Origin of the sequence: Pseudomonas sp. CP-1 (assembly GCF_021213715.1) — a bacterium.
Classification (GTDB): Bacteria; Pseudomonadota; Gammaproteobacteria; order Pseudomonadales; family Pseudomonadaceae; genus Pseudomonas; species Pseudomonas aeruginosa.
The window spans coordinates 501,905-518,592 of record NZ_JAJQKY010000002.1 but is presented as its reverse complement, the minus strand read 5'-3'; the positions used below and the strand labels follow the sequence as shown (position 1 = coordinate 518,592).

Genomic DNA, 16,688 nt, shown 5'->3' with positions numbered 1-16,688 from the left:
GCCGGCGGCTGATCAGGAGCGACTGTCGCGCTGCCGTGCCACGCCTGGAGAGGTATCGTCGGTAGCCACACCACAGCGCCGCGCCCCCGCGCAGGCCTCCCAGCCACCCCCCAGCGCCTTGTAGATACCCACGACGGCAAGGCGCTGCTCGGTGCGCGCGATGCTCAATGCGCGCCGGCTGAGGTAGTCCGAGCGTTCCGCCTCGAGCACGTCCAGGTACTCGCCGTCCCCCTGGACGAAGCGCTCCCGGGCCAGGCGCGCCGCCTCGCGATTGGCCGTCGCCTCGAGCAGGCGCAGGCGGAGCCTGTCAGCGGCAGCGCCATAGCCGTTGAAGGCATCATCGGTCTCCTGCAGGGCGCGCAGTACCGTCCGGTCGTAGAGGATCAATGCCTCCTGCGCACGGGCTTCGCTGGCGGCGATCCGCGCCCGCACGCGACCGCGGTCGAGTAACGCCCAGCGAATCACCGGGTTCAGGACGTTGAAGGACGTACCACTCTCGTCCAAAGCATCGAGATTGCCGGCGACCAGGCCGATCGAGCCGCGTACCTCGACCTGCGGATACAGCCCCGCGGTCTCGACGCCGATACGTGCGGTCGCGGCCGCCAGGTTGCGTTCGGCCGCGGCGATGTCGGCGCGACGCGCCAGCAGTCCCGCCGGGTCGCCGACCCCGAGGGTGCGGAGCGTCAGCCTTTCCCCGGAGGCGCGGGCGACCGGCGGGCTGAAGGCCTGCGGGGCTTCCGCGAGGAGAACGGCCAGCGCATTGCGGGTGGCGGCGCGGCGCCGTTCGAGGTCGGGCACGGCCGCCTCGACGTTGTGCAATAACGCTTCGGCGCGCAACCGGTCGAACTCGTGGGCGGAGCCGGCGCTGACCAGGCGCTCGACCATCTCCAGGCTGTCGCGCTGGTTGCCGGCGATGTCATGGACCACCGCAAGTTCGGCCTCGATGCCCTGTAGCTGGAACCAGGTCATGGCAACCGTAGCCGCGACGCTCGCCTGCACGTTGCGCAGCAGGGCCTCGCGCGAACCCGCCTGCGCCTCGGCGGCCTCCACCGAGCGCCGCACCCGGCCGAACAGGTCGATTTCCCAGGAAGCATCCAGCGCGCCGCGATAGGTCTCGATGTCGCGCTGCTGGCCGGCCGGTGTTTCCACCTCGCCGCGCCGCCGGGCCTGGTAATCGAACGCCGGCCCGCCGCGCGGCAGGAACTCCTCGCGGTTCTCGCGCAGCAGCGCCTTCGCTTCGTCCAGGCGCGCGTTGGCAAGGGCGATGTCGAGGTTCGCCGCGAGCGCCCGCTGGATCAGAGACTCCAGGGCTGGCTCGTCGAACCCGCGCCACCACTCGATCTCCACGCCACTGCCATCGATACCCGCCGGCATCGCGCCGAAGCTGGCCGGTGCGGACGCGCTCGGCGGCGCATAGTCGGGCCCCACCGCGGCACAGCCGCCCAGCAGGATCAGCGCGCTCAACGAAGACCGCAGGTATGGCTTCATGGACGGCCTCCCTCCAGATGCGCCAGGCTGCCGCCGGCGCGTCGCTCCAGGCGCGCCGCCAGTGCCCGTACCAGTACGTAGAACACTGGCGTGAGGAACAGGCCGAACAGCGTCACCCCGAGCATCCCGGCGAATACCGCGACGCCCATGGCCTGGCGCATTTCCGCTCCGGCGCCGCTGGCCATGACCAACGGCACCACGCCGGCGATGAACGCCAGCGAGGTCATCAGGATCGGCCGCAGGCGCAGGCGGCAAGCCTCGACCACCGCCTCCAGCGCACGGGCGCCCTCGGCCTCCAGCGTGCGGGCGAACTCGACGATCAGGATCGCGTTCTTCGCCGCCAGGCCGACCAGCACCACCAGCCCGATCTGAACGAACACGTTGTTGTCGCCGCCCACCAGCCACACCCCGGCGATCGCGCTGAGCAGGCACATCGGCACGATCAGCAGGACCGCCAGCGGCAACAGCCAGCTGTTGTACTGCGCGGCGAGGATCAGGTAGGCCAGCAGCACGCACAGCGGGAAGATGAACAGCGCGCTGTTACCGGCCAGCTTCTGCTGGTAGGTCAGGTCGGTCCATTCGAAGGTCATGCCCTCGGGCAGCACTTCGCCGGCCAGGCGCTCCATCAACGCCACCGCCTGTCCCGAACTGACGCCGGGAAGCGCGCCGCCGCTGATATCGGCCGACGGATAGCCGTTGTAGTGGATCACCCGGTCGGGACCGGAGCTGGGCGTCACGGTGACGAACGAGGACAGCGGCAACATCGCCCCGGCGGCATTGCGTACCTGCAGGCGCCCGATGGCTTCGGCCTGCATGCGGTGCGGCGCATCAGCCTGGGCAGTGACCTTGTAGGTGCGCCCGAAGCGGTTGAAGTCGTTGATGTACAGCGAGCCGAGGTAGACCTGCAATGCCTCGAACACATCGGCCAGGCGAACGCCCTGGCTCTTCACCTTGGTGCGGTCGACCACCACCTCGAGCTGCGGGGCATTGATATCGAAGCTGGTCATCAAGCCCCCGAGCTGGCCGGACTCAGTGGCCTTCATCATCAGCACCTGGGTCTGCCTGGCCAGGGCTTCCAGCCCGGCGCCACCGCGATCCTCGACCTGCATCTTGAAGCCGCCGATGGTTCCCAGCCCCGGTACCGGCGGCGGTGGGAAGACCCCGAGGAAGCCGTCGGGAATGCTGGCGAACCTGGCTTGCAGGCGCCCGGCGATGGCCAGCGCGCCGAGATCGGCGGAGGTGCGCGATTCGAACGGGTCGAGCATGAAGAACATGACCGCGGCGTTCGGCACGTTGACGAAGCCGTTCACCGACAGGCCCGGGAAGGCCACGACGCTCTCCACCCCCGGCTCGTCGAGGCCGATCCGGGACATCTGCCTGACCACCGCATCGGTACGCTCCAGCGACGCTCCGTTCGGCAACTGGGCGATGCCGACCAGATAGTACTTGTCCTGCATCGGCACGAAGCCCGGTGGCACCGCCTGGAAACCGACCCAGGTCAGGCCAAGCAGGCCCCCATACACCACCAGGGCCAGGCCGCTCACCCGCACCACCTTGCGCACCGCGTTGCCGTAGGCCTCGGGGGCATTTCGCAACGGTCGGCCGAGGACCTGGAGCAGTCGCTGGAAGCGCCCCGCCACCGCATCTCCGGCCGGCCGCGGACGCAACAGCAGGCCCGCCAGGGCCGGGCTGAGGGTCAGCGAGTTGAGCGCCGACAGGATGGTGGAGATGGCGATGGTCAGGGCGAACTGACGATAGAACTCGCCCTGCAGGCCACTGAGAAAGGCCGTGGGGATGAACACTGCCGCCAGCACCGAGGTGATCGCCATGATCGGTCCGGTGACCTCGTCCATCGCACGCCGCGCGGCCTGGAGCGGCGGCTCGCCGTTCTCGATGTGGCGCTCGACGTTTTCCACCACCACGATGGCGTCATCGACGACGATGCCGATCGACAGCACCAGGCCGAACAGCGACAGGGTATTCAGCGAGAAACCCATCAGATGCATGATGGCGAAGGTGCCGACCAGCGAGACCGGCACTGCCATCAGCGGAATCAGCGAAGCACGCCAGCTACGCAGGAACAGCACCACCACCACCACGACCAGCAGGATCGCCTCCAGCAGGGTGGTGGCCACGGTCTGCAACGAAGCGCGGACGAACACCGTCGGGTCGTAGGCGATGCGCGCGCTGAGGCCGGCCGGGAAGTTGCCTTCGAGCCTCGCCACGGTGGCACGCACCGCTTCGGCGGTATCCAGCGCGTTGGCTCCGGGGCTCTGGATTATCTGCAAGGCCACCGCCGGCTCGCCGTCCAGCAGGCTGCGCAGCGCATAGGCATCGCCGCCCATCTCGATCCGCGCGACGTCGCGCAGGCGCGTCACCTGGCCGTCGGCGCCGGTGCGGACGATGATGTCGCCGAACTGCTCTTCGTCGCTCAGGCGCCCGAGGGTATTCACCGTGACCTGGAAGGCCGCGGTGGAGTCCGGCGCCTGGCCGACGGCGCCGGCCGCCACCTGGACGTTCTGTTCGCGTACCGCGGCGATCACCTCGCCCGCCGTCAGCCCGCGCGCGGCGATCAGGTCGGGGTCGAGCCACAGGCGCATGCTGTACTCGCCGGCGCCCCACACCACCACATCGCTGATCCCCGGCAGGCGCAGCAGTTCGTCGCGCACCTGGAGGTAGGCGTAGTTCGAGATGTACAGCGGGTCGTAGCGTTGCTCCGGCGACAGCAGGTGCACCACCATGAGGATGTCCGGCGAGGTCTTCTGGGTGACCACGCCCTGCCGCTGCACCTCGTCGGGCAGGCGCGAGAGCACCCGCGAGACCCGGTTCTGCACCTGGATCTGGGCCATGTCGGGATCGATGTGCTGGTCGAAGGTGATGGTCAGGATCATTCGCCCGTCGGTGGCCGACTGCGAGGACATGTACAGCATCCCCTCGACCCCGGTGATCGCCTGCTCCAGCGGCGTCGCCACCGTCTGCGCGATCACGTCGGGGTTGGCGCCGGGATAGGCGGTGGTCACCTGCACGGTCGGCGGCGTCACCGCCGGGTATTCGCTCAGCGGCAACTGGAAGAACGAAACGATGCCTCCGATCATCATCAGCACCGAAAGAACGATGGCGAAGATCGGCCTATCGATGAAGAAGCGTGGGAATGTCATTGTGCGGCCCCCACGGTCTTCGACAGGTCGACGGGCGTGCCATCGATTTCCGCAAGGAGCGGCGTGATCTGCATGTCCGGCCGCACCAGGCCCTTGACGACGATGCGCTCGCCCGGCTGCAGGCCTTGGCGGACGACCCGCAGGCCGTCGACCATCGGCCCGAGTTCCACCGGCCGGTACTGGGTCTTGTTGCCTTCGTCGACGACCAGCACATAGCGCCGGCCCTGGTCGGTGCCGATGGAATGGTCGGCGACCAGCACCTGCTCGCGAGGCTTGCCGGTCTCCAGCCTGACCTTGGCGAACAGCCCCGGCGTCAGTTGCCCGTCCGGGTTGTCGACCACCGCCCGAACCCGGACCGTGCCGGTCCCGCGGTCGGCGGCATTGGCGAGGAAATCGAGGCGACTGCTTCGTCCATAGGACTCGTCGGTGAGCAACGCCACCTTGACCCTGGGGGCCTGCTCGCCTTCCCTGCCGCGGGTCGGCGCCAGGGCCTGCAGGTAGGTGCGCTCGTCGACATCGAAGTACACGTACAGCGGATCGACCGAGACGATGCTGGTCAGCGCGGTGACGCCATTGGTGACGTAGTTGCCCTCGGTGACCTGGATATGCCCGACACGCCCGCCGATCGGTGCCGTCACCCGCGTGAAGCCGAGATCCAGTTGCGCCGCGTCGAGGGCGGCCCTGGCCGCATCGACCTGGGCCTTGCTGGCATTGCGCGAGGCGATGGCGCTGTCGAGCCGCTCCCGGGCGACGACCTTCCGCGCATACAGCAGCTCGGCTCGCTCGTGTTCGGTGCGCGCCAGCAACGCCGCGGCCTCGGCCTCGCGCAGGCGCGCCCTGGCGGCATCCTGCGCCGCCTTGAACACGCGCGGGTCGATGAGGAACAGTTGCTGGCCCTTCTCTACCAGGCGGCCTTCCGGCACCGTAACGTCCTGGATGTAGCCAGCGACGCGCGGCCGCAGTTCTACCTGCTCGACAGCGGTCAGCGAGCCGGTGAACTCGGCGTAGGGTGTCACCGGGCGAACCACCACCTCGGCTACGGGAACGCTTGGCGGGGCGCTCGCCGCTCCCGGCGGCGCCGATTCCCCGCAGCCAGCGATAAGGGCCGCGACACCTAGCGTCGCGGTGATGCGGATGAAGTGTCTGAGATTCATTGTTGTGCCTTCCTGGTCTGAGCCTGCATGGCCTGGCTGGACGAAACCGCTTCCGTGGCCGGTTATCGACCTTGACACCTTGGTAAGGTCAACCCCCCTTTTTCCGTCCTCATGGCGAAGGCGCAGCGAGCTTTCGGCCGGTCACCGGGGGCGGAACGCCTGGCACGCTCGGAGACGCAGCGGGCAGCTCGGGAGGGTGGCGGAGGCAGGCCGACCGGCTATCGACGGCCGGCCCAGGGAAGAGGCGAAAAACCCTGTAGGAAGGGAAGTCCGGCAAAGGGCCGGTCGCCGGGACGGGGACGATCCCGATCTCGCAGCCGGTTGCCGGCCGCATGGTAAAATCCGCCTTTGACCGTGAAGCTCGAGGCACTGAAAATGCGCATTCTCCATACCATGATCCGGGTCGGAAACATCGATCGCTCGATCGATTTCTATACCCGGGTGCTAGGCATGACCCTGCTCAGGAAGAACGACTATCCCGACGGCCAGTTCACCCTCGCCTTCGTCGGCTATGGCAACGAGGCGGATTCCGCGGTGATCGAGCTTACCCACAACTGGGGCGTGGATGCCTACGAGATCGGCACCGGCTACGGCCATATCGCCATCGAGGTCGACGACGCCTACCAGGCCTGCGACGACATCCGCAACAACGGCGGCCAGGTCACCCGCGAAGCCGGGCCGATGAAGCACGGTACCACCGTGATCGCCTTCGTGACCGACCCGGACGGCTACAAGATCGAACTGATCCAGAAGTCTTCCTGAACGGCCCCGGCTATCGCTTTCAGCAATCAGGAACGAAGAACCCCGGCTCATGGCCGGGGTTCTTCGTTCCATCGCAGGCGGCGCACGTCGGTCAGGACAGCGTGCGGCCCTTGTTCGCGGCGATGCGCATGCGCAGCGCGTTGAGCTTGATGAAGCCCGCGGCATCGGCCTGGTTGTAGGCGCCGCCGTCTTCCTCGAAGGTCGCGATGTTGGCGTCGAACAGCGAGTCGTCGGACTTGCGGCCCACCACCACGACGTTGCCCTTGTACAGCTTCAGGCGCACTACGCCGTTCACGTTGACCTGCGAGGCGTCGATCATCTGCTGCAGCATCAGGCGCTCCGGGCTCCACCAGTAGCCGGTGTAGATCAGGCTGGCGTACTTGGGCATCAGCTCGTCTTTCAGGTGGGCCACTTCGCGGTCCAGGGTGATCGACTCGATGGCGCGGTGGGCCTTGAGCATGATGGTGCCGCCGGGGGTCTCGTAGCAGCCACGGGACTTCATGCCGACATAGCGGTTCTCGACGATGTCGAGGCGGCCGATGCCGTTGATCCCGCCGACGCGGTTCAGCTCGGTGAGAACCTCGGCCGGGGTCATGTCCTTGCCGTCGATGGCGACGATGTCGCCCTTGCGGTAGGTCAGCTCGATGTAGGTCGGGGTGTCCGGCGCGTTTTCCGGGGAAGCGGTCCACTTCCACATGTCTTCTTCGTGCTCGGTCCAGGTATCTTCCAGCACGCCGCCTTCGTAGGAGATATGCAGGAGGTTGGCGTCCATCGAGTACGGCGACTTCTTCTTGCCGTGGCGCTCGATCGGGATGCCGTGCTTCTCGGCATAGTCCATCAGCTTCTCGCGGGACAGCAGGTCCCACTCGCGCCAGGGCGCGATCACCTTGACGCCGGGCTTCAGCGCGTAGGCGCCCAGCTCGAAGCGGACCTGGTCGTTGCCCTTGCCGGTGGCGCCGTGGGAGATGGCGTCGGCGCCGGTCTCGTTGGCGATCTCGATCAGGCGCTTGGCGATCAGCGGACGAGCGATGGAGGTGCCCAGCAGGTACTCGCCTTCGTAGACGGTGTTGGCGCGGAACATCGGGTAGACGAAGTCGCGGACGAATTCTTCGCGCAGGTCGTCGATGTAGATTTCCTTGACGCCCATCGCGCGGGCCTTGGCGCGAGCCGGTTCGACTTCCTCGCCCTGGCCGAGGTCGGCGGTGAAGGTCACCACTTCGCAGTTATAGGTATCTTGCAACCACTTCAGAATTACCGAGGTATCCAGGCCGCCGGAATACGCCAGGACTACCTTCTTCACATCCGCCATGCCATCACTCCACGGGGGTCGTCACGAAAAGCGACAATTCTACGCAGGGCATTCGGGAAATTACAGAGGGGCGACAGCTTTAGACGCAAAAGCGACAGATTCTATCGTTTGCGCGACTCAAACCGTGGGTTTTCCCTGAAGCGAGGCGGCCGGAGGCTTCGGTGCGGCAGGTTCTGCCGCGGGCGGCGCCGGCTTGTCCTCGGCCTTCGGCGCTTCCGTCGCCGGCTCGACCACCGCCTCGCGCGACAGGTGCACGGTGACCCGGCGGTTGCGCGCACGGTTGGCGGCGCTGTTGTTGGCCACCAGCGGGTAGCGCTCGCCATAGAAGCGCACGTTGATCTGGCTTTCCGGCACCCCGTTGCTCTTCAGGTACTCCTGCACCGCCAGCGCGCGGCGGCGCGACAGGTCGCGGTTGGTCAGGCGGTTGCCGCTGTTGTCGGAGTGCCCGTCGAGTTCGATCCGGTTGATGCTCGGATCGGCCTTGAGCAGTTGCAGGATGATGTCCAGCTTGGCTCGCGCCACGTCGTTCAGCGCCGTGCCGCCGTCGGGGAAGCCGACCTGGGCCAGCTTGACCTGGTCGAAGTTCACCGGCAGCAGCTTGGCGATGCAGGCCTGGTACTGGCTGTAGACGCTGGCGAAGCGCGCCGGCAGCAGGCGCACCTCCAGGCGATCGCCCTGCCAGGTGCGATGGCGGACCAGCGGGCTGCGCCCCTCGAGCAGGCCGGTGAGCAACCGACCGGCCTGTTGCTGGTTGCTGTTGAACGGCACCTCGCCGCTACCGATGCTGACCTGGCCAAGGTTGATGTCGCCCTGTCCCGGTCGCCAGGGCGGCGCGGCAGCCAGCAGGGTCGCCGACCCGCGCCCCAGCCACTGGGCCTCGGGCTTCAGGCGGAAGGTCGCCTGCTCGCCGGCACGCCGGACGAACTCGCCGACCCCGAAATTCGCCACCGGCTGCGACAGGCGGCATTCGAACTGGTCGCCTTCGACCTTCCACTCGACGCTCTCCAGCCGCGTCTGGAAGGTCACCGCCAGCGCCGGCAGGCTGCTGAGCAGGAAAGGCAATAGAAGAAGGCGCGGCTGCACGACGGCGGGCTCCGGGAAAGCGTCCAAATACGAAGGATGTATCGGACGGCCCGGACAAAACTTGATAGCGAGTGCCCCGCCCCCCCTTTTCCGGTAGCATTTCCCCCCACGAAATCCCGTCCTGGAAGCCCCATGTCCGACCGTCTCACCCTCCTGCGCCCCGACGACTGGCACATTCACCTGCGTGACGGTGCCGCGCTGGCCAATACCGTCGGCGACGCCGCCCGCACCTTCGGCCGCGCCATCGTCATGCCGAACCTGGTGCCGCCGGTGCGCAACGCCGCCGAAGCCGACGCCTACCGGCAGCGCATCCTCGCCGCCCGCCCCGCCGCCAGCCGCTTCGAGCCGCTGATGGTGCTGTACCTCACCGACCGCACCAGCACCGAGGAAATCCGTACCGCCAAGGCCAGCGGCTTCGTGCATGCCGCCAAGCTCTATCCGGCAGGCGCCACCACCAACTCGGACTCTGGCGTGACCCGCATCGACAATATCTTCGAAGCGCTCGAGGCGATGGCCGAGGTCGGCATGCCGCTGCTGGTGCATGGCGAGGTGACCCGCGCCGAGGTCGACGTATTCGATCGCGAGAAGCAGTTCATCGACGAGCACCTGCGCCGGGTGGTCGAGCGCTTCCCGACCCTGAAAGTGGTCTTCGAGCACATCACCACCGGCGACGCCGCCCAGTTCGTCCGGGAAGCCCCGGCCAACGTCGGCGCGACCATTACCGCCCATCACCTGCTGTACAACCGCAACCACATGCTGGTCGGCGGTATCCGCCCGCATTTCTATTGCCTGCCGATCCTCAAGCGCAACACCCACCAGGAAGCCCTGCTGGACGCCGCGGTGAGCGGCAACCCGAAATTCTTCCTCGGCACCGACTCGGCGCCGCACGCCCGCCACGCCAAGGAAGCCGCCTGCGGTTGCGCCGGCTGCTACAGCGCCTACGCCGCCATCGAGCTGTATGCCGAGGCCTTCGAACAGCGCAATGCGCTGGACAAGCTGGAAGGTTTCGCCAGCCTGCATGGCCCGGATTTCTATGGCTTGCCGCGCAACACCGACCGGATCACCCTGGTCCGCGAGGAGTGGCAGGCGCCCGCCAGCCTCCCCTTCGGCGACTTCGACGTGGTGCCGCTGCGCGCCGGCGAGACACTCCGCTGGAAACTGCTGGAGGCCGGGGCATGAGCGAAGACAACTTCGACGACGAATTCGACGGCAGCCTCCCCAGCGGCCCGCGCCATCCGATGGCGCGCCGCTTCCGCGGCTACCTGCCGGTAGTGGTGGACGTCGAGACCGGCGGCTTCAACTCGGCCACCGACGCGCTGCTGGAAATCGCCGCGACCACCGTCGGCATGGACGAGAAAGGCTTCCTGTTCCCGGAACACACCTACTTCTTCCGCATCGAGCCCTTCGAAGGCGCCAACATCGAGCCGGCCGCGCTGGAATTCACCGGCATCAAGCTCGACCACCCGCTACGCATGGCGGTGCAGGAGGAAGCGGCACTCACCGAGATCTTCCGCGGCATCCGCAAGGCGCTGAAGGCCAATGGCTGCAAGCGGGCGATCCTGGTCGGCCACAACAGCAGCTTCGACCTCGGTTTCCTCAATGCCGCCGTGGCGCGTACCGGGATCAAGCGCAATCCGTTCCATCCCTTCTCCAGCTTCGACACCGCCACCCTGGCTGGCCTCGCCTACGGCCAGACGGTCCTGGCCAAGGCCTGCCAGGCCGCCGGCATGGAGTTCGACAACCGCGAGGCGCACTCGGCACGCTACGACACCGAGAAGACCGCCGAGCTGTTCTGCGGCATCGTCAACCGCTGGAAGGAAATGGGCGGCTGGATGGATGACGACGACTGAGCCTCGGCCCACTTAGGCGGATAACGCCAGGACGTTATCCGTCCTACGCGACCGGTCAGGCAATCTCCCCCTCTTCGGAGCGAGGCGCGTGACCTGGGATGGGGCTGCCGGCCCCCGCGAACCCATGAAAAAGCCCCGCCGAAGCGGGGTTTTTTCCAACGCGCGAAGCAGGCTCTTCTTACAGCTTGCTGGCGTTCTCGGCCAGGTACTTGGCCACGCCTTCGGGCGATGCGGTCATGCCCTTGTCGCCCTTCTTCCAGTTGGCCGGGCAGACTTCGCCGTGCTCCTCATGGAACTGCAGGGCATCGACCAGACGCAGCAGCTCGTCCATGTTGCGGCCCAGCGGCAGGTCGTTGACGATCTGCGAGCGCACAACGCCTTCCTTGTCGATCAGGAACGCGCCACGGAAGGCCACGCCGCCGTCGGACTCGACGTCATAGGCCTTGGCGATCTCGTGCTTGGTGTCGGCCGCCAGGGTGTACTTGACGGCGCCGATGCCGCCCTTGTCCACCGGGGTGTTGCGCCAGGCGTTGTGGGTGAAGTGGGAGTCGATGGAAACGCCGATCACCTCGACGTTGCGCGCCTGGAATTCCGGGATGCGGTGGTCCAGGGCGATCAGCTCGGACGGGCAGACGAAGGTGAAGTCCAGCGGATAGAAGAACACCAGGCCGTACTTGCCCTTGATGGCCTCGGACAGGGTGAAGCTCTCGACGATCTCGCCATTGCCCAGTACCGCGGCAACGTTGAAGTCAGGCGCTTTCTTACCTACGAGTACGCTCATTCCATGTCTCCTTTAAGCGGAAGGTTGAAGGACGGCACCGCAGCCTGCCGGCTCCTCGCGAAGCCTCGATGGCACGGGCGCCGTTCCCCAGGAAACAACCATCATACACCCCGCCCCAGCCGGCGCTAAGTCTTTGTCCGACAAAGCCATTTGTCGGGGGGCGAAAAAAACCCGACTAAAACGCTCCAGGGAACTTTGACAATCATTCTCATTATTATTAGTATCTTTTCCAACTCAACTTCCCAGTAGCCAGATCGCCATGTACGTCTGCCTCTGCCAAGGTGTTACCGACAACCAGATCCGCGATGCCATCTACGAAGGCTGCTGCAGCTATCGTGAGGTTCGCGAAGCCACCGGCGTCGGTACCCAGTGCGGCAAGTGCGCATGCCTGGCCAAGCAGGTGGTACGCGAAACCCTCAACGACCTGCAGAGTGCCCAGCCGGTACCGGCGTTCGGGACTACGGCGTTCGTCGCTGCCTGAAAAATATTTTTTATCCCTCTTTCAGAAGAACCGGGCCTGGCGCCCGGTTTTTTTATGCCTTCAATTCAATGACTTAGCGGCAGAACGCGGAAAGAAAACATTCGTATTCATATTCTTTTTCCCTTATATTTCAATAACTTAGGTTTGACACCCTGCTTCGTCGCGGCCAAACTTGGCGAATCACACCCACTACGACGGCAGGATTCGGCATGAAAGGCGACAAGAAAGTCATCCAGCACCTCAACAAGATCCTCGGCAACGAGCTGATCGCGATCAACCAGTACTTCCTCCACTCGCGCATGTGGAACGACTGGGGCCTGAAGCGCCTCGGCGCCCACGAGTACCACGAGTCGATCGACGAGATGAAGCATGCCGACAAGCTCATCGAGCGCATCCTCTTCCTCGAAGGCCTGCCCAACCTGCAGGACCTCGGCAAGCTGCTGATCGGCGAGAACACCCAGGAAATGCTGCAGTGCGACCTGAACCTGGAGCTGAAGGCGACCAAGGACCTGCGCGAAGCCATCGTGCATTGCGAGCAGGTGCACGACTACGTCAGCCGCGACCTGCTGAAGGACATCCTGGAGTCGGAAGAAGAGCACATCGACTACCTGGAGACCCAACTGGGCCTGATCCAGAAAGTCGGCCTGGAGAACTACCTGCAGTCGCACATGCACGAAGACGACTGATCGGGAACCACGACGAAGCGCCGGCGGCCTGCCCCGTCGGCGCTTTTTTCTTGCCCGCCAGAAAGCCTCAGGCGCTGCGCGGCCTGCGCCGGACCAGATCGGCGCGCAGGGCCAGCAACAGGCAAAGACCGACCAGTACCAGCAATGCCCAGCGCAGGCCGATCTCGTGGGCCAGCAGGCCGATCAGCGGCGGTCCCATCAGCAGTCCGCCATACCCCACGGTAGAGACGGCGGCGACCCCGATCACCGGATCGATGCCCGGCTGGTTGCCAGCAGCGCTGATCACGATCGGCACCATCACCGACAGCCCCAGGCCAACCACCCCGAAACCGGCGATGCTCAGCGCCGGCCAGGGGCTGAACAGCGCTACCAGCATGCCCAGCGTGGCCAGCGAGCCCAGGCCGCGCAGCAATGGCGCATCGTCGATGCGTCCGCGCAGGCGGTCGCCGAACAGGCGCCCCACCACCATCGCCGCGGAAAACGCCGCGAAGCCCAGCGCCGCCACCCGCTCGGAAGCATCCAGAACGCTGTGCAGGAACAGCGCGCTCCAGTCAGCCACGCCGCCCTCGGAAACGAACGCGCAGAGAATCAGCAGGCCCAGGCCGAGCAAGGCCCGCGGCGGCAAGGTGAAGCCGCCGCCCTTGCGCGCGCCCGCCTTGCTCGGGTCCGGCGGAAGCAACGCGCGTACGAAGAATGGCAGGCTCAGCAGGCCGAGTGCGGTGAGAATGAGGAAATGCCAGAACGGCGTCAGTCCGGCCAGGGCCGCGGCGCTCAACGCACCGACCAGGCAGCCGAGGCTGTACATGCCATGCAGCATGGACATGCAGGGCTTGCCGAGCAGGCGCTCGACATCCACCGCCTGGATGTTCATCGCCACGTCCATCCCGGCGAAGCTCACGCCCAGCACGTAGAAGGCCAGGGCCAGTTGCCACCAGCCCTGGCTCAGGCCGAGCAGCGGAAACACCAGCAGCATGATCAGGCAACCGCCGATCACTACGCTGCGGCTGCCGATGCGCTGGACCAGGAAACCGCTCAACGGGAACGCCGTGAGCGCGCCGACCCCGACGCCGAGCAGGGCCTGGCCGAGCGCGCGCTCGTCCAGCTGGGTCTGCTCCTTGAGCGCCGGGATGCGTCCCATCAGGTTGCCGATGACCAGCCCGGCCATGGCGAAGAAATAGATGCAAGCCAGGCGACCCTGGCGAGGATTGACTTCCGACATGGAGGCTCCCGGTTTCCTTGCTGGTTTCTCCGGACAAAAAAGAAACCCCGCACAAGGCGGGGCTCTTCGTCGGATGCGCGGATCAGGCGTTGGCTTTGGCCGCCGCGTCCTTGACCAGGGTCTGCAGTTCGCCCTTCTCGAACATCTCGGCGAGGATGTCGCTGCCGCCGACCAGTTCGCCATTGACCCACAGCTGCGGGAAGGTCGGCCAGTTCGCGTACTTCGGCAGGTTGGCGCGGATTTCCGGGTTCTGCAGGATGTCGACGTAGGCGAACTTCTCGCCACAGGCCATCAGCACCTGGGCCGCGCGCGAGGAGAAACCGCACTGCGGGGCGTTCGGCGAACCCTTCATGTACAGCAGGATGGGGTTGTTGGCGATCTGCTCTTTAATGGTTTCGATGATGTCCATGGCTTACCTCAACAGGAACGTTTCGACACGGTAACTCGGCAAATAATGACCGGTATTGTATCGGAAAGCCTAGCGCGACGCTCGGCTTTACTCTCGCGTTCCGTCGACCCGCTCAGGCCGCTTCCACCTCCACCGGCAGGCCGTTGAGCGCGGCGTTGCCCGACAGCAGGTCGAGATGACGCTCGTCGGTCAGGTCGTTGGCGCTGGCGCCGGCCTGGGCGCGGGCGATCGCCAGTTGCACGCCGGGCCGCGCGTGGCCCCAGCCGTGCGGCAGGCTGACCACCCCGGGCATCATCTCGCTGCTCGCCGCCACCTCCACCTCGACGCTGCCGACCCGCGAGCGCACCCGCACCCGCTGCCCGTCGACCAGGCCGCGACCCTCCAGGTCGCGCGGGTGCATCAGCAACTGGTGACGCGGCTTGCCCTTCACCAGGCGATGGTAGTTGTGCATCCAGGAATTGTTGCTGCGCACGTGGCGTCGTCCGATCAGCAGCAACTGGTCGGACGCAGGCAGTGGCTGTGCGGCGAAGCGTTGCAGGTCGTCGACGAACAGCGGCGGCGCGGCCTGGATGCGCTGGCCGACGGTCTTCAGGCGCGGCGCCAGGTTCGGCCGCAGCGGCCCGAGGTCGATGCCGTGGGGATGTTCGCGCAGAGTGGCCAGGCTCAGCCTGTGCTCGGAACGGTCGCCGTAGGCACCAGCGCGCAGGCCCAGGTCGATCATCTGCTGCGGTTCCAGGGTCGGTTTCAGCTCCAGGCCGTTGCGCGCGGCGAAGGCCCGCGCCAGGCCGACGAAGATCTCCCAGTCGTGCAGCGCACCCTCGGGACGCGGCAGCACAGCCTCGTTGAAACGGGTCACGTTACGCACGGCGAAGACGTTGAAGGTGGTGTCGTAGTGATCGTGCTCCAGCGGCGCGGTGGGCGGCAGGATGAGATCGGCGTAGCGGGTCGTCTCGTTGATGTAGAGGTCGATGCTGAGCATGAACTCCAGGCCGTCCAGGGCCTGTTCGAGCCGCCTCCCGTTGGGCGTGGACAGCACCGGGTTGCCGGCTACCGTGACCAGCGCGCGCACCTGCCCCTCGCCTTCGCCGAGGATTTCTTCCGCCAATGCCGCCACCGGCAGTTCGCCGCCATATTCCGGCAGCCCCGAGACGCGGCTGCGCCAACGGTCGAAGTGGCCACCCGAGGTACTCGCCACCAGGTCCAGGGCCGGCGAGGTGCACAGCGCGCCACCGACCCGGTCGAGGTTGCCAGTGACCAGGTTGATCAGTTGCACCAGCCACTGGCAGAGCGTGCCGAAGGCCTGGGTGGAAACGCCCATCCGGCCATAGCAGACCGCCCGTTCGGCGGCGGCGAAATCCCGCGCCAGTTGGCGAATGCTTTCGGCCGGCACGCCACAGCGCACGCTCATGGACTCGGCGTCGAAGACCGCGACCGCCTCGCGCACCCGCTCCAGCCCGTCGACCGGCAGCGGCGTGGGGCGACCGAGGTGCTCCTCGAACAGGGTGTTGAGTATCCCGAGCAACAGCGCCGCATCCTGGCCGGGACGAATGAACAGGTGCCGGTCGGCGATAGCCGCGGTCTCGCTGCGCCGGGGATCGACCACCACCAGCCGGCCGCCGCGGGCCTTCAGCACCTTCAGGCGCTTCTCCACGTCCGGCACGGTCATGATGCTGCCGTTGGACGCCAGCGGGTTGCCGCCGAGCACCAGCATGAAGTCGGTGTGGTCGATGTCGGGGATCGGGATCAACAAACCATGGCCGTACATCTGCTGGCTGACCAGGTGATGCGGCAACTGGTCGACGGAAGTCGCGGAGAAGCGGTTGCGCGTTTTCAGCAGGCCGAGGAAGTAGTTGCTATGGGTCATCAGGCCGTAGTTGTGCACGCTCGGATTGCCCTGGTAGACCGCCACCGCATCGTTGCCATGGCGCTCGCGGATCTCGCCGAGGCGGCTGGCCACCAGCGCGAAGGCCTCGTCCCAGCCGATCGGCTGCCACTCGCTGCCGACCCGGCGCAACGGCTGGCGCAGGCGGTCGGGGTCGTCCTGGATGTCCTGCAGGGCCACCGCCTTGGGACAGACATGGCCGCGGCTGAAGCTGTCCTGCGGGTCGCCCTTGATCGAGCGGATCCGCGGCACGCCGCCCTCGTCGCTCTCGGTCTCGATGGCGAGACCGCAGATGGCCTCGCAGAGATGGCACGCACGGTAGTGGAGGGTCTTGCTCATGGCTCGCCTCTTCATTGTCGTCGCCGGCCGCCGCGGCCCGGCGCGTACGCGAGGACCAGACGACCGGTCTAGTCGTCGAATCGGCAC

The 16,688-nt window shown here is 66.5% G+C and carries 14 protein-coding genes; 5 read left to right on the top strand and 9 right to left on the bottom strand.

Translation table 11 applies throughout. The annotated features are described in order from the left end of the window. Positions 1-12: 12 nt before the first annotated feature. From opmE to mexP, 3 genes are read right to left on the bottom strand one after another with little or no spacing between them, the layout of a single operon-like run. Positions 13-1,488 carry a multidrug efflux transporter outer membrane subunit OpmE gene (gene opmE, locus LT948_RS06215; RefSeq protein ID WP_003110005.1) on the bottom strand — a complete coding sequence of 492 codons (1,476 nt, stop codon included), beginning with the start codon at positions 1,486-1,488 and terminating at the stop codon, positions 13-15. Next, on the bottom strand, positions 1,485-4,646 hold the full coding sequence (gene mexQ, locus LT948_RS06210) for a multidrug efflux RND transporter permease subunit MexQ (protein WP_003110006.1): 3,162 nt from the start codon (positions 4,644-4,646) through the stop codon (positions 1,485-1,487). Before mexQ ends, opmE begins: the two co-directional genes overlap by 4 nt. Next, positions 4,643-5,800 carry a multidrug efflux RND transporter periplasmic adaptor subunit MexP gene (gene mexP / locus LT948_RS06205; protein WP_003117521.1) on the bottom strand — a complete coding sequence of 386 codons (1,158 nt, stop codon included), beginning with the start codon at positions 5,798-5,800 and terminating at the stop codon, positions 4,643-4,645. The genes mexQ and mexP overlap by 4 nt, the downstream gene beginning before the upstream one ends. Positions 5,801-6,175: 375 nt before the next feature. On the opposite strand from mexP, the gene gloA reads away from it, so the two are divergent. Next, positions 6,176-6,562 (top strand): lactoylglutathione lyase, encoded by a 387-nt coding sequence (gene gloA / locus LT948_RS06200; protein ID WP_003110007.1) that lies wholly within the window; start codon positions 6,176-6,178, stop codon positions 6,560-6,562. Positions 6,563-6,653: 91 nt separating this feature from the next. Here gloA and LT948_RS06195 read toward each other — a convergent pair whose 3' ends face one another. Next, positions 6,654-7,871 carry an argininosuccinate synthase gene (locus LT948_RS06195; RefSeq protein WP_003092065.1) on the bottom strand — a complete coding sequence of 406 codons (1,218 nt, stop codon included), beginning with the start codon at positions 7,869-7,871 and terminating at the stop codon, positions 6,654-6,656. Positions 7,872-7,988: 117 nt separating this feature from the next. Then, the gene (gene motY, locus LT948_RS06190; RefSeq protein WP_003092066.1) at positions 7,989-8,954 is read right to left on the bottom strand and encodes a flagellar protein MotY; all 966 of its coding nucleotides are present in this window, start codon (positions 8,952-8,954) and stop codon (positions 7,989-7,991) included. Positions 8,955-9,086: 132 nt separating this feature from the next. Between motY and pyrC the strand changes: the two genes are divergently transcribed. Next, a complete protein-coding gene (gene pyrC / locus LT948_RS06185; protein WP_003112889.1) occupies positions 9,087-10,133 on the top strand; it encodes a dihydroorotase in 1,047 nt (348 codons plus the stop codon). After that, positions 10,130-10,804: a ribonuclease T gene (gene rnt, locus LT948_RS06180; RefSeq protein WP_003092070.1), complete on the top strand. Its 675-nt coding sequence runs from the start codon at positions 10,130-10,132 to the stop codon at positions 10,802-10,804. Before pyrC ends, rnt begins: the two co-directional genes overlap by 4 nt. A gap of 178 nt (positions 10,805-10,982) precedes the next feature. Here the strand turns inward: rnt and LT948_RS06175 are convergent, their stop codons facing one another. Next, on the bottom strand, positions 10,983-11,585 hold the full coding sequence (locus tag LT948_RS06175; RefSeq protein WP_003092073.1) for a peroxiredoxin: 603 nt from the start codon (positions 11,583-11,585) through the stop codon (positions 10,983-10,985). A gap of 259 nt (positions 11,586-11,844) precedes the next feature. Between LT948_RS06175 and LT948_RS06170 the strand changes: the two genes are divergently transcribed. Continuing rightward, a complete protein-coding gene (locus LT948_RS06170; protein ID WP_003092075.1) occupies positions 11,845-12,066 on the top strand; it encodes a bacterioferritin-associated ferredoxin in 222 nt (73 codons plus the stop codon). A 209-nt stretch (positions 12,067-12,275) separates the two neighbouring features. Further along, on the top strand, positions 12,276-12,752 hold the full coding sequence (gene bfrB / locus LT948_RS06165) for a bacterioferritin BfrB (RefSeq protein ID WP_003092078.1): 477 nt from the start codon (positions 12,276-12,278) through the stop codon (positions 12,750-12,752). A gap of 67 nt (positions 12,753-12,819) precedes the next feature. Here the strand turns inward: bfrB and LT948_RS06160 are convergent, their stop codons facing one another. The 3 genes from LT948_RS06160 to LT948_RS06150 all read right to left on the bottom strand — a co-directional run bounded on the left by LT948_RS06160 (position 12,820) and on the right by LT948_RS06150 (position 16,601). Next, the gene (locus tag LT948_RS06160) at positions 12,820-13,971 is read right to left on the bottom strand and encodes an MFS transporter (RefSeq protein ID WP_003104266.1); all 1,152 of its coding nucleotides are present in this window, start codon (positions 13,969-13,971) and stop codon (positions 12,820-12,822) included. An 82-nt stretch (positions 13,972-14,053) separates the two neighbouring features. Further along, the gene (grxD, locus tag LT948_RS06155) at positions 14,054-14,380 is read right to left on the bottom strand and encodes a Grx4 family monothiol glutaredoxin (protein WP_003092082.1); all 327 of its coding nucleotides are present in this window, start codon (positions 14,378-14,380) and stop codon (positions 14,054-14,056) included. 112 nt (positions 14,381-14,492) lie between these two features. After that, positions 14,493-16,601: a molybdopterin oxidoreductase family protein gene (locus LT948_RS06150; RefSeq protein WP_103119309.1), complete on the bottom strand. Its 2,109-nt coding sequence runs from the start codon at positions 16,599-16,601 to the stop codon at positions 14,493-14,495. Between the last annotated feature and the right edge of the window lie 87 nt (positions 16,602-16,688).